The organism is Capnocytophaga sp. oral taxon 326 str. F0382 (assembly GCF_000318295.1).
In the GTDB taxonomy this organism is placed as follows: Bacteria; Bacteroidota; Bacteroidia; order Flavobacteriales; family Flavobacteriaceae; genus Capnocytophaga; species Capnocytophaga periodontitidis.
Window position 1 is genome coordinate 49,429 of the sequence record NZ_KB291432.1, and the last position, 12,532, is coordinate 61,960.

Genomic DNA, 12,532 nt, shown 5'->3' on the forward strand with positions numbered 1-12,532 from the left:
ACACTACTTTTTGTAGGTTTTAGCTATGCACAAACAGAGGATAAAAAAGAAAAAACTTTAGAAGAACTAATACCTCCCCAATTTAAAGAATGTGAAAACATAAATATCCCTGAAAACAAAAGATTTGTTTGTTTTAAAGAACGCTTAGACAAACACGTAAGAGATACTTTTAAATATCCTGAAAAAGCCATAAAGAAAAAGATAGTAGGTAGAGTTGATATTACCTTTTGTATCAATACCGATGGGACTATCACAACAATAAGTGTTAAAGCACCTCATAAACTCTTAGAAAACGAAGCTAAACGTATCATCGAGAGCCTTCCTACACTTATTCCTGCCAAAGATAAAGATGGGAAACCAACAGAAGTAGCGATAACTTATCCTATCAACTTTTATCTATTGTAGTGAGTAAATTTTCACCCTTTTAAATTTTGGCACACTTGTTGATTTATAGCTTATAACAAACAGTTAGAAAGCTTTTTAAACCTTTGTTGATAGTATTTTAATAACCTTTTAAAGAAAAATCATTATGCAACTCAAAAAGAACCCTAAAGCCGATTTGGCTAAACAAAGTGGGTTGTTCTTTGCAATTGGTTTTGCCGCTATCTCTGGGTTTACCTTATGGGGATTTGAGGCAAAAACTTATAATGAAGGCAACCCGAATTATTATATAGATGATAAAATAGTAGTTTGTGAAGAACCAGACCCTATCATCGAATTGCCTACCCCCGAAATGCCTCAACAAGCCCCTCCACCACAGCTTGTTCAGGAAATAGAAGTAGTTCACGGTACCGATCCTGTGGATGAAGTGCCTATCGGGAGTACTGACCCTAGTGATCCTACTCCCCCTGCGCTACCTGAAAGTATCCCAGTGGTAGAAGATGAAAATCCAGAAATAGTAGTACCTTTTGCAGTAATTGAAGACAAACCTCTTTTCCAAGAATGTAAAAATGTGCCTAGAAGTGAGCAAATGAGTTGTTTTAAAGAACACTTAGACAAACACGTGAAAAACAACTTCAGATATCCACAAGCTGCTCTTGATATGGGCATTGAAGGACGTGTGAATGTAAGTTTCCGCATCAATACCGATGGCACTATCAGCATTTTGGGTGTGCGTGGCACCGATAGAATATTAGAGGACGAAGCAAAACGCATCATCAGTACAATTCCAAAGCTAATTCCAGGCAAACAACGCAACAAACCTACTGCTGTAACCTTTGCTTACCCTATCAATTTCAAATTAAGTCATTAATTTTTAAACCTTAGTCGTTAGTATTGTGTTGTTATCCTTAACACCCAATTACTAACGACTATTTTTATAAACAATTTTAAACCTAATGAAAACAAAAATACTTATACTATTTACTTTTCTTTTTGCAGGCTATAGCTATGCACAAATAGTAAGTTGCGATTTTAACGCCAAAGGGGTGCAAGAAGAAGAATTCCCTATTCCTTTTTACGTAGTAGAAGAGAAACCTAAATTTATGGCTTGTGAAGATGTTTCAAAAGAAAAAGAAGCAGAGTGTTTTAAAGAACAGCTCAACAAACACGTGATTAGGTATTTCTATTATCCTAAAGAAGCGATTGACAAAGGAATCGAAGGCAGAATAAATATAAACTTTCAAATTAACACTAATGGTTCTGTAACCGTTATTGGCGTTCGTGGAACTGATAAACTTTTAGAAACTGTTGCCAAAGAGATTATTGAAAAACTACCTACTTTTATTCCTGGCAAACAAGGCGGAAAACCTGTTCCTGTAACCTTTAGTTATCCTATCAATTTTAAGCTAACATACAAAAATTAACAATTACTATGACAAGATTTCTATTACTATTGTTTTTACTATTAGGTTATACTGTTTATAGTCAAGAAGACCCTTTTACTTTACCTTATACATTTGTGCAAGAAAAACCAATGTTCGAACAGTGCAAGGATAGTTTGAAAGAAAAGCAATTCGGTTGTTTTAAAGAGCAATTAGACAAACACATTTTCAAATACTACAAGTATCCTATGGCAGCACTTGAGATGGGTATCAGTGGGAAGGTGAAATTAAAATTCCGTATCAATACCGATGGCAGTGTTACTGTTTTAGAAGTACGAGGAATTGATAAACTATTAGAAAAGGAAACGGAACGCGTTATCAAAACTCTACCACCTTTTATCCCTGGCAAACATTTAGGCAAGCCCGTTGCTGTAACTTTTTCGCATATTGTCAATTTTAAAATTGAACAATAAAATGAAAAAGTTATTACTAATACTATTGTTTGCAATCACTTACTACAACACCTATTCGCAAACTGATACCCTTTTCTATGCTAATGTAGAGGAAAAACCGAGATTCGTAGAATGTAAAGAGGTAGCTAAAACTCAAGAAATCCAATGTTTCAAAGAACAGATGGATAAAATTGTAAGGGAATATATCAAAAGTATTACTTCTCAAGGCACTTGTGGTTTTATTCAGGGAAGAGTGAATGTGAGTTTCTGTATCAATCCCGATGGTACTACCAAAGTACTTCAAATGAAAAGTACAGATAAAGATTGGGAAGCTGTCACACAATCTATTATTGAAAGTCTTCCGCCTTTTATTCCTGCCAAACAGAATGGGAAACCTGTAGTAGTAAAAATGTTATGGCCTATACGATTTGAATTATTTTAAAAGTTAAGATACTAATGAAAGTAATTATTACCTTTATGATATTCTTCTTTGTAACTTTAACAAGTTACTCACAAGTACGTTGTGGAGAACCAATAGCTTCAGATATTTCAAATCTTGATACGATTCCTTATGGAATAGTAGAAAAAAAGCCAATATTTAAAGAATGTGAAAACTTAACTAACAATGAACAAACTATTTGTTTTAAACAACAGCTTGACAAACATATCGCAACACACTTGCGCTACCCTATAGAATTTTGTGGGCAAGGTAGAGTACTTGTAAGTTTTTGTATAGGTACTGATGGTTTTTCAAAAGTGTTGAGAGTAAATAGTTTTGGATTACCTAAAGTATTTGAAGATGAAGCCAAACGCATTATCGAAAGTTTACCTTGTCTTACTGCTGGTAAACAAAACGGAAAAACCGTAGCGGTAATTTTTAGTTACCCTGTGAAGTTTATAGTTCAACACTAACGATTTTTTATATTATGCGAAATAGTATCTTTATATTTTTAGTACTTTTACTGATGGGAATAGGTAATAGTTATGGACAAAAGAAAAAGAACAAGGCTACTCCACTACCAATATTGAAGGTAGATATACAAACGTGTACTTTACCTAAATACAATGATAATACTTATTATAGTGCTCCTACTGAAATAGAAGAAAATGACACGATTCCTTATCATTGGGTAGAGGAAAAACCGCGATTTAAGGAGTGTGAAGATATTCCAGAGGTACAACAATTGGAGTGCTTTAAAAAGCAGTTAGACAAACACGTAAATACGTATATACGTAAGATTATACCTCAAGGGACTGCTTGTGAAATGACACAAGGAAGAGTTATTGTACAATTCTGCATCAATACTAATGGCTCTGTAACAGTGCTCGCTACACGAGGTAAAGATGAAAGTTTGAAGCGCGAAGCCAAACGCATTATTGAAGCATTACCCCATTTTACTGTAGGAAAAGTAAAAGGAAAGCCCATAACAGCAACTTTTGCTTACCCTATTAATTTTATCATTCAATAATAAAAGACAGCTACAAGAAACACATCGGCAATAGAATTAACTAATTTGATAATTGGCTAATTAGCCAATTATTCTTATTTTTGCTTCTTTAAATTTATATTTATGAAAAAAATTGCACTTTTATTTGTAATGGCTGTACTGATAATAGCTTGTAAAAGCTCTAATTCTATCACAACCAATAGCTATACACAAGAAGATGAAGATGAAGGTATATACGACATTCCTTTTGCTATTATAGAGCAAAAACCTATGTTTGAAGCTTGTAAGGATGTAGATAAAAATGAACAAGAACATTGTTTCAAGCAACATCTCAACGAACATATTATCACTCATCTTCGCTATCCTAAAAGAGCTTTAAGGAAAGGAATACAAGAGAAGGTGGTAGTAGAGTTTGCTATCAGGAAAAATGGTACCGTAAAAGTACTTGAAGTTATTGGCACTGATAAAGACCTCAAATCAGAAGCTAAATTCCTAATTGAAAGTTTACCTTGTTTCATTCCCGCTCTCCAACGTGGTAAGCCAATAGCGGTGCGTTTTCGATGCCCTATCAATTTTAGATTGGCAGATTAAGTAGTAATAACGGCTATGAAAAAAATACTTCTTATATTTGCAGTCTTATAAATTGCTTCCATAGCTCATATCGTTACAGCCATTAGCCTCTAATGCCTAACCGGACTACTAACAACTAATCGCTCCACCACGCTTCTATCGTTTGCTAATCGTTGTATTTTATTCTGTCCGCCGAGTTTGCCTTGCGACTTCATATAAGAGGCAAAACCGCCTTCAGGTACTTCGGTTATTTTAAGCGGTTGGAGTACTTTTCCTTGTATAAGGTCGTAGTAGTACATATTCTGTTTTTGCAATGCCTCGTCTATCACTTGGGCAAAGCGTTTCATATCAGTAGGTTTTTGCTCAAATTCTACAAACCATTCGTGATAAGGCAATTCACCTCCTGCCGGATTCACTTGAGGGGCAACCGTAAACTCTGTGATACGTGCTCCCGTAGCCTCTAAGCCCTCACGCATTGCCTCTTCCACTTCTTTGCCAATCACGTGTTCGCCAAAAGCCGAAATAAAATGCTTGATGCGCCCCGTAACTACTATGCGGTAAGGCGCCAACGAGGTAAATTGCACGGTGTCGCCTATATTATAGCCCCAAAGTCCGGCATTGGTAGATATAATGAGCGCATAGTTTACTCCCAATTGTACGTCCTGTAAAGCCACTCGTTTGGGGGCATCGCTAAAGAAAGTATCGGCTTCTACGAACTCGTAAAAAATACCCGAATTGAGCAATAAGAGCATTCCTTTTTCCGTTTGACTATCTTGATAGGCAAAGAATCCCTCGCTGGCAGGATAGAGTTCTATGCTATCCACTTTACGACCAATAAGATGCTCAAACTGTTGGCGATAAGGCTCGTAGTTCACCCCCCCATAAATAAACAAGTTGAAATTAGGAAACAGTTTTCCTACTTTAATGCCAGAGCGCGTGTACAATCGCTCGAAGTACATCAGCACCCACGAAGGTATCCCGCTGATAAGGGTCATATTTTTAGAAAAAGTTTCGGTAACAATGGCTTCTACTTTGGTTTCCCAATCTTCTATACAGTTGGTTTTGTATGACGGCATACGATTGCGCTGCAAATAAGCAGGCACATAGTGCGCTACTATCCCCGAAAGTCGCCCTGTTTTGATACCGTGTTTTTCGCCTAAAATAGGACTTCCTTGCAAGAAAATCATCTTTCCTTCCACAAAATCAGCTTTTTTAGTTTCGTGTATATAGCAGAGAATGGCATCGCGTGCTGCCTGAATATGGAAGGGCATCGAGTCTTTGGTAATAGGGATATACTTCGCCCCGCTGGTAGTACCCGAAGTCTTGGCAAAATAGAGCGGTTTACCTTTCCAAAGTACATTTTTTTCACCCTCCACTACCCTATCGATATAAGGGCGTAAGGCTTCATAATCTCGTATAGGTACGCGAGCCACAAAATCTTGATAGGTTTTAATTTCCTCAAAATGGTGGTCGCGCCCAAAAGCCGTATTTTTAGCTTGTTCTATAAGTGACTGGAATACTTTTTGTTGTGTGTCTATTGGAGCCTTAGCCCAACGGTCTATCTTTTTTTTAACGATAGAGGCAAATATTTTGGATAAATATGATTTGATCATAATGAAGTCTGTTTGACTCCGCAAAGATACTACTTTTTTTAATTTCAATATGATGAAAGCACTAATTTTATGCGTTTTGTGTGGGATATTGCCCTTACAAGCGCAATTTATTCTTCCTTCTAAAGATGTTTCGCTCATAGCAGTTATCGATAAAGAATATCATTTTTATCACCAAAAGAAGAACGGTAACTATGTAGCGATGTTGCTAAACTTCCGCAGGAAACCCTTGCCCGATAGTACTTTCTACGCCTATACACCTTTTTGGACAATGGATAACAAAGAACTTAGCTACAATGATTTACAGTTGCGAAAAGACGCTTTTATTGAAATGAAAGATGTGCGCCCTACTATACTTGATGAAATGATTGGCAAAAACTTTGGTGACCCTACTGTGATGTTAAAAAAACAGAAGACACATTGCTTTAGTTTGCTCAATACTTCGGTAGCCAGCGAAAGAAAATTAGAATTTGAGACCAAAGCATATAAGGGTGAGAGACTTATCATTGAAGACGAGAAGGGGTGGTCTCATATTGTTAAAGACACACTACCACGATGGGAATCTTACGAATTCCAATATTATGCTTATTTCATTTTAGATGTAGGTAAAGGAAGATACTTTTTCTTACTCTCTGACTTAAAAGGCGGAGATAACACCCCTTATATTTCAAAAATTTATTTTCCTCCGAAAGAAAAAAAGACAATCGCAACATTAGATCGCTATAGTTGGCAAAGAAATATTAGCAAAATGGAAGAACTGCCTCCTATAGAGATGCGTTATACCAAATGGATAAACTATTGGAATGTAAATGAGTTTTTAACACTTCGACCCCAAGGAAAACAATATGAGTTGGTAAATCGCTTTAACCACAAAGTGTTACCTAAATCCTATGACACCATTTACTACAATGAATACGGAGTCATTGGCAAGAATAAAAATTCTTTAGAGTTTTATAATTACCAGCATCAACCTATCAAATTCAAAGGGGTAAAAGTAGCTTATTTGTACAACATAGGTATAGAAGCTCTTACTGAAAAAGGAGTAGAACTATACGATATGGATGGACAGAAAGTTGCAAAATTACCAAAAGCTTATAGAGGTTATTGTGGGCTCAGTTTTCGCGAGGAAGTGTATCGCCTCAATAAAGATACGATTGAGAAAAACATTACTCATTATATAGATTTTAAAGATACTCCTCTGATAAGTGACAGTGAAGTAGCTGACGAGAGATACCGCCTCATAGACCGCAATGCTGAAGAGGAAATCGCTTTTATAAATGCAAGAGACTATTACGAGAGAAGCTACTTAAGTTGGGATAAAAAAGAAGAGCAAAGAACACGTTTATTCCCGCACTTAGTCAGTGTAAAACGCAAGGGAAAAGTAGGTCTTTTTTACTACGATTATTCAAAAGCTACAAACTATACAGATGAAGAAATACAAAATCTCTACAACAATTTCTTTTTTAAAGACAAAGATGGAGCTTCCATCTTTATACTTGGGATGCTCCCTACTGTTATAAAATATGTGAAAGGCAAACAGTTATTACCTTTTGTATTCGATAAAATTGAGCAGAAAGAAAACGATGTTATCTATTTATACAAGGACGGCAAGATAGGATTCTACCCGCAAACCTCAGCCCAATACGACAAAGCCATTCCTCTCTCGACATCATTTTATGCAATAGAGAAGAATGGCAAAAAAGGGTTCTTGGATATTCACACACTCCAAGAGTATTTTTAGTAAGGTATATCGTCGTCGGTTGAGGTGGTGGAAAGAGCTCCAAAAGCCTGAGCAGGGTTCGCCATTGGCACGGCATCAAAAGCTACATTTTCGTTCATTTTAGAAGTAAACTCTTGAGGTACTGTTGATAAGAAACCTCCACTGCTATATTCATCTAAATTTGCAAATCTACCTAAATGACCTTCAAACTTCAAACGTATATTATCTAACCCACCATTACGGTGTTTTGCTACGATAAATTCGGCTTGTCCAGCAGTAGGAGTTTGAGCTTCGTCGTCCCATTCCATTATTTTGTAATACTCAGGACGATAGATAAACGATACAATATCAGCATCTTGCTCAATCGCCCCTGATTCACGCAAATCGGATAGTTGAGGGCGTTTGTGACCAGGGCGTGCCTCTACGTTACGCGACAATTGTGAAAGCGCAATTACTGGTATGTTGAGCTCTTTGGCAAGAGCCTTGAGGTTACGCGAAATGGTAGAAATTTCCTGCTCGCGGTTACCAGCTCCTTTGTTACCTCCGGCAGTCATCAGCTGTAAATAATCAATTACAATTAGCTGAATGCCATACTGTGAGGAAAGTCGGCGTGCTTTGGCTCGAAGGTCGAAAATAGAAATAGAAGGGGTATCGTCTATATATAAAGGGGCTTTTTCGAGGTCTTTCACGCGGTTGTTGAGCACATCCCATTCGTAGGCTTCCAATTTACCGGTACGAAGTTTTTCGGAGGAAAGTCCTGTTTCTGAAGAGATTAAACGGGTAATAAGCTGTACTGACGACATTTCTAAAGAGAAGAAAGCCACCGGTATTTTTTGCCCTACAGCGATATTGCGTGCCATAGAGAGCGTGAGTGCTGTTTTCCCCATACCAGGGCGCGCTGCCACAATAATAAGGTCACTCGCTTGCCACCCCGAAGTGAGTTCATCTAATTTTGTAAACCCTGATGGCACTCCACTAAATCCATCGGTTTTATTAGACAATTCTTCGATTTTCTTTACCGCTTTATACACCAAATCACCTGCTGTTTCAGTAGAGCGTTTTAGGTTGTTTTGGGTAACCTCATAGAGTTTTTGTTCCGCTTGGTCAAGCAACTCAAAAGTATCGGTAGTTTCGTCGTAAGCATCTTCTATAATTTCAGACGAAAGTTCTATCAAGCGGCGTTTGATAAACGTCTGCAAAATCAATTGAGCGTGGAACTCCACATTGGCAGACGACGATACGCGCTGAGTGAGGTTGATAAGATAGAATTCTCCTCCTGCAGCTTCTAAGTTGCCATCTTTGCGCAATTGTTCAGAAACTGTGATAAGGTCGATAGGTAACGATTGGTTGAAAAGTTCAAAGATAGCTTGATAAATTAATTGATGTTGTTTTTTGTAGAACACATCGGGGCTAAGCATATCGATAGCGTTGTCAACACCGCGTTTATCAATGAGCATAGCGCCAAGCACTACTTCTTCGGCATTGAGGTTTTGCGGGGGGAGTTTACCGCGTTCAATACTCGTCTGTTGCTGAGTAAAACGCTGATATTGAGGTGTAATTTCAGGAACTATTATATTTTCAGATTCATTCATAGCGCAAAAGTACAAAAAAGAATGATACTTGCCGTAATTATTTACTCACAGCCATTGTTAATAAGGTGTTGATAACAATTTGCCGATTTGCTGATTTTTTAGTATATTACAAATGTAGAAGGTATTGAGGACGGAAATAAAAATCCTGACTGCTTTCAATTTATAGTTAAACAAAAATAGATTGCTAATAAATAAGTTTATTTTTAGGGAGGCGTTTGCAAAACGCCCGTACACAATATACTCTAAAAGTGATTGATTATCAGATTCATACACTTTGTCAAAGTCCAAGGACTTTGACAAAGTGCAGTGATGCATTTTATAGAAGAATAAAAACTTTAGTTGTTATTTTTCCTGACAATCAAGTAAAAGTATACAAAATTAAGAGAATTCAAGACTTTATAAAAAAGACACCTCAAAACTAATTAATAAATATTAGCCTTGAGGTGCTGGAGGTGCGGGCTTTATAGCTTATCAATAGAAGCGTCCCCCACCGCAGGATCTATGTCCTATTTTGTGACCTCGACAGGATTCAAACCTGTAACCTTCTGAGCCGTAATCAGATGCGCTATTCAGTTGCGCCACGAGGCCATTGTTGTTTTTGTTTTACGGGTGCAAAGGTACAACCTTTTTTGAAACCTGCAAATTTTTAAACAACTTTTTTTCAATTATTTTTTTCTTACTTCACTTGTACTCTCCATCCAAATGGGTCTTCAGCCTTGTTATACTGAATGTTAAGTATAGCTTGTTTGATTTTATCGGTATATAATTCAGCAGGACGATTTACACTGTAATCCTTGCCTTTATAGCCAAATCCAGATATAGGGCTAATCACTGCTGCCGTTCCACAACCAAATGCTTCTTTCAATTCACCTTTTTCAGCCGCTTCGATAAGTTCGGTTACTTTCACTGGGCGAACTTCTGTTTTGATACCTAATTTTTCGGCTACTGCAATGATACTTTTACGAGTTACCCCATCGAGAATACGCTCACTGGTAGGGCAAGTAACAAGGGTATCACCAAAACGGAACCATAGGTTCATTGTACCTGCTTCTTCTAAGAATTGGTGCGTAGCATCGTCTGTCCACATCACTTGTTGGTAACCTTCATTGGCAGCTTCTTGGGTAGGGAAAAACTGACCTGCGTAGTTACCTGCAGCTTTAGCAAAACCAAAACCACCATTAGCAGCACGGCTGTAATAGTCGGCTATTTTTACTTTCACATCGCCTTTGTAATAAGCCTGTACAGGGGCGGTAATAATCATAAAGAGGTAGTTTTTAGCTGGGGCAGCTTGTACGCCAGCAGTAGTAGCAATCATAAATGGGCGCAAATAGAGGGCATTGCCAAATCCTGGTTTTATCCACTCACTATCGATATCTACAAGAGTGCGAAGAGCCTTATCAAACCATTCTTCAGGGAACTCAGGCATTGCCAATCGTGAGCAGGATTTATTGATACGTTTGTAATTTTCTTGCGGACGGAAGAGAAAAACGTGTCCGTTGTCATCTTTATAAGCTTTCATTCCCTCGAAAACAGCTTGCCCGTAGTGGAATACGCTTGCTGAAGGCTCAAGGGTAATAGGAGCATAAGGTTTGATGGTTGGGTTTTGCCACTGTCCATCTTTGTATTCACAGATAAACATGTGGTCAGCAAAAGTTTTACCAAAACTCAGTTTTGAAAAGTCTATTTGGTTGATACGACTTTCTTTTACTTTTTCAATTTTTAAATTCATATTGTTTTAGTTTTTAGTTCTTATTTATTAGAATTGTAGTTTTTCAGGATCATTTCTATTATCCCAAAAAGCTATAATTTCTATTTCATTTTGTTCTTCAAGAATTCTATAGAATATTGAAAAATTGTGTCTTCTATCTTTCAATAAGCATTCTAGCCCTTCTTTGTACCTCTTCATTGCTTTTCTTTCTTCCATTCTCAAGGTCTTTTAGCCCTCTATCAATAGATTGTAATAGAGCTTCTGGAAGTTCATTTTCATCTACGTAGTCTACGGTCAAAACATCATTATTGTAGTTATTAGTAAGTGTTGTCATTTTTTAGTTTTTAATTCTTAAATTTTCGTCAAAGGTACAAAATATTTTTTAACTTTGTCGTTTAAAAGACAAAAATCTTTATTGTGTGTTCTTCAATACACTAACTATGAAACAATTATATTTAACAAATAACACTTTTTAAACAAATGAAAACAATTTATAGTATACTTATTATCTCTTTTTTCATAGGATATACCTCAGCGCAGGAACGTGATTCTATTGTAGGAGGATGGGAGTACCCTCAAAATTTTTATGAACTATACCGCCTTAACGCCAAGGGTGAAAAACTAACTACACATAGCAACGTTTTTATTATTCTTAAAAAACCGCAATCTTCATATACGGGAACTTATCAAAAAGGACAACCTTATGAAGGTTTTTTTATTCAAAAAGGTAAAATGCCTTTAAACTTTCGAGTAGATGAGTACGAAAAGGGTAAAAAAATAAAAGAATACTGCTTTGCTCCTCTTGGAAAAGAAAATAATAACTATCCCATCAAGTTAGATGAGATAGCAAAAGTAGAAAACGGGCAGGCTGTAACCGATGGCACTGTATTTAAAGAAAGAAAAATTGACAAAGTTACTTATCTAACAATCACTAATTACAAAAATGGCAGTCCGCATAAGTGTTTGTTTGTAATGTATCACGATATAATCAACGCTTGGTTGTTTAGTTTAGAAAAGGATTTTATTACAGTAGCTTATGAGGATAAGGAAGATTTGATGAACCTAAAAATCTATAAAAAAGACGATGAATTAGTAGGTGATTTGCTCTCAGGAGGACGTACTTTTCATACGAGAAAGCATAGTATCTCTGTAGAAAAAGGAACGCCTAACGCAAGTATATACTACTATTTAGACGACAAGCAACAACTTAAAGAATACTATTTTTTAATGAAAAGATATGACAATGAAGAAACAATAGCTTCTGATATTTTCATTACCTCCTTGTACACTCTTTTACCTATAACGTATAAACACTCTATTACTGAAGCTTTTAGTGATTTAATAAAAGGACTCAACAATGCTTTTGAAACAGAAGCTATCTCTTCTAAAGAACGTCTTAATTTTTTATCTTATCTACTCAATAAAAGTGAAGAAGAATTTACAAAGCTTTTAAAAAATGAGCAAGTTATAGGGTTCTTAATCAATGAAGACGGAAAGCTTTACGGCACAAAAATCACTCCCTTACCTGATAAAACCTATCAAATCGACTGCCATAATGGTAATAATAAAAAGAAAAGTACTATAAAAATTAAAAAATTAGATGCTGAGACTATGCAAAATATATACCTAAAGATGTAATATATTACAATTTTCACTTGTTAGCTAAACA

General features: G+C 36.4%; 14 protein-coding genes and 1 tRNA gene. 10 read left to right on the plus strand and 5 right to left on the minus strand.

What is annotated here, in order from left to right; translation table 11 throughout:
• The 8 genes from HMPREF9073_RS09605 to HMPREF9073_RS09640 form a co-directional block, all read left to right on the plus strand.
• Positions 1–405, plus strand: a 405-nt coding sequence (locus HMPREF9073_RS09605; protein WP_009413541.1) for an energy transducer TonB, incomplete at its 5' end; no start/stop codon positions are given.
• A gap of 124 nt (positions 406–529) precedes the next feature.
• Entirely contained in the window at positions 530–1,252 is a 723-nt protein-coding gene (locus tag HMPREF9073_RS09610; protein ID WP_009413542.1) for an energy transducer TonB, read from the plus strand.
• 85 nt (positions 1,253–1,337) lie between these two features.
• Positions 1,338–1,805: a TonB family protein gene (locus HMPREF9073_RS09615; protein ID WP_009413543.1), complete on the plus strand. Its 468-nt coding sequence runs from the start codon at positions 1,338–1,340 to the stop codon at positions 1,803–1,805.
• Positions 1,806–1,813: 8 nt separating this feature from the next.
• Positions 1,814–2,236, plus strand: a complete 423-nt coding sequence (locus HMPREF9073_RS09620; protein WP_009413544.1) for an energy transducer TonB — start codon at positions 1,814–1,816, stop codon at positions 2,234–2,236.
• A 1-nt stretch (position 2,237) separates the two neighbouring features.
• Positions 2,238–2,657, plus strand: a complete 420-nt coding sequence (locus tag HMPREF9073_RS09625; protein WP_009413545.1) for an energy transducer TonB — start codon at positions 2,238–2,240, stop codon at positions 2,655–2,657.
• Positions 2,658–2,671: 14 nt separating this feature from the next.
• Positions 2,672–3,127, plus strand: coding sequence for an energy transducer TonB (locus HMPREF9073_RS09630; RefSeq protein ID WP_009413546.1), 456 nt, complete (start codon positions 2,672–2,674; stop codon positions 3,125–3,127).
• A 14-nt stretch (positions 3,128–3,141) separates the two neighbouring features.
• Positions 3,142–3,684: an energy transducer TonB gene (locus tag HMPREF9073_RS09635; protein ID WP_009413547.1), complete on the plus strand. Its 543-nt coding sequence runs from the start codon at positions 3,142–3,144 to the stop codon at positions 3,682–3,684.
• A gap of 102 nt (positions 3,685–3,786) precedes the next feature.
• Entirely contained in the window at positions 3,787–4,254 is a 468-nt protein-coding gene (locus HMPREF9073_RS09640; RefSeq protein ID WP_009413548.1) for an energy transducer TonB, read from the plus strand.
• Between the two features lie 89 nt (positions 4,255–4,343).
• On the opposite strand, the gene HMPREF9073_RS09645 is transcribed toward HMPREF9073_RS09640, so the two are convergent.
• On the minus strand, positions 4,344–5,846 hold the full coding sequence (locus HMPREF9073_RS09645) for a GH3 auxin-responsive promoter family protein (protein ID WP_009413549.1): 1,503 nt from the start codon (positions 5,844–5,846) through the stop codon (positions 4,344–4,346).
• 49 nt (positions 5,847–5,895) lie between these two features.
• Here HMPREF9073_RS09645 and HMPREF9073_RS09650 point away from each other — a divergent pair, with 49 nt between their 5' ends.
• On the plus strand, positions 5,896–7,584 hold the full coding sequence (locus tag HMPREF9073_RS09650; RefSeq protein ID WP_009413550.1) for a hypothetical protein: 1,689 nt from the start codon (positions 5,896–5,898) through the stop codon (positions 7,582–7,584).
• Here the strand turns inward: HMPREF9073_RS09650 and dnaB are convergent.
• The 4 genes from dnaB to HMPREF9073_RS16580 form a co-directional block, all read right to left on the minus strand.
• Positions 7,581–9,155 carry a replicative DNA helicase gene (dnaB, locus tag HMPREF9073_RS09655; protein WP_009413551.1) on the minus strand — a complete coding sequence of 525 codons (1,575 nt, stop codon included), beginning with the start codon at positions 9,153–9,155 and terminating at the stop codon, positions 7,581–7,583. The two genes, HMPREF9073_RS09650 and dnaB, sit on opposite strands and share 4 nt — an antisense overlap.
• 514 nt (positions 9,156–9,669) lie before the next feature.
• A tRNA-Arg gene (locus tag HMPREF9073_RS09660) sits at positions 9,670–9,743 on the minus strand.
• Between the two features lie 88 nt (positions 9,744–9,831).
• The gene (locus tag HMPREF9073_RS09665; protein WP_009413553.1) at positions 9,832–10,884 is read right to left on the minus strand and encodes a branched-chain amino acid aminotransferase; all 1,053 of its coding nucleotides are present in this window, start codon (positions 10,882–10,884) and stop codon (positions 9,832–9,834) included.
• 27 nt (positions 10,885–10,911) lie between these two features.
• A complete protein-coding gene (locus HMPREF9073_RS16580) occupies positions 10,912–11,079 on the minus strand; it encodes a hypothetical protein (RefSeq protein WP_369699437.1) in 168 nt (55 codons plus the stop codon).
• Between the two features lie 264 nt (positions 11,080–11,343).
• On the opposite strand from HMPREF9073_RS16580, the gene HMPREF9073_RS09675 reads away from it, so the two are divergent.
• On the plus strand, positions 11,344–12,501 hold the full coding sequence (locus HMPREF9073_RS09675) for a hypothetical protein (RefSeq protein ID WP_009413555.1): 1,158 nt from the start codon (positions 11,344–11,346) through the stop codon (positions 12,499–12,501).
• The last annotated feature ends 31 nt before the right edge of the window (positions 12,502–12,532 follow it).

Coding starts and splice junctions, on each gene's coding strand:
- HMPREF9073_RS09610 (WP_009413542.1), top strand. CDS start 530: ATGCAACTCAAAAAGAACCCTAAAGCCGATTTGGCTAAACAAAGTGGG.
- HMPREF9073_RS09615 (WP_009413543.1), top strand. CDS start 1,338: ATGAAAACAAAAATACTTATACTATTTACTTTTCTTTTTGCAGGCTAT.
- HMPREF9073_RS09620 (WP_009413544.1), top strand. CDS start 1,814: ATGACAAGATTTCTATTACTATTGTTTTTACTATTAGGTTATACTGTT.
- HMPREF9073_RS09625 (WP_009413545.1), top strand. CDS start 2,238: ATGAAAAAGTTATTACTAATACTATTGTTTGCAATCACTTACTACAAC.
- HMPREF9073_RS09630 (WP_009413546.1), top strand. CDS start 2,672: ATGAAAGTAATTATTACCTTTATGATATTCTTCTTTGTAACTTTAACA.
- HMPREF9073_RS09635 (WP_009413547.1), top strand. CDS start 3,142: ATGCGAAATAGTATCTTTATATTTTTAGTACTTTTACTGATGGGAATA.
- HMPREF9073_RS09640 (WP_009413548.1), top strand. CDS start 3,787: ATGAAAAAAATTGCACTTTTATTTGTAATGGCTGTACTGATAATAGCT.
- HMPREF9073_RS09645 (WP_009413549.1), bottom strand. CDS start 5,846: ATGATCAAATCATATTTATCCAAAATATTTGCCTCTATCGTTAAAAAA.
- HMPREF9073_RS09650 (WP_009413550.1), top strand. CDS start 5,896: ATGATGAAAGCACTAATTTTATGCGTTTTGTGTGGGATATTGCCCTTA.
- dnaB (WP_009413551.1), bottom strand. CDS start 9,155: ATGAATGAATCTGAAAATATAATAGTTCCTGAAATTACACCTCAATAT.
- HMPREF9073_RS09665 (WP_009413553.1), bottom strand. CDS start 10,884: ATGAATTTAAAAATTGAAAAAGTAAAAGAAAGTCGTATCAACCAAATA.
- HMPREF9073_RS16580 (WP_369699437.1), bottom strand. CDS start 11,079: ATGGAAGAAAGAAAAGCAATGAAGAGGTACAAAGAAGGGCTAGAATGC.
- HMPREF9073_RS09675 (WP_009413555.1), top strand. CDS start 11,344: ATGAAAACAATTTATAGTATACTTATTATCTCTTTTTTCATAGGATAT.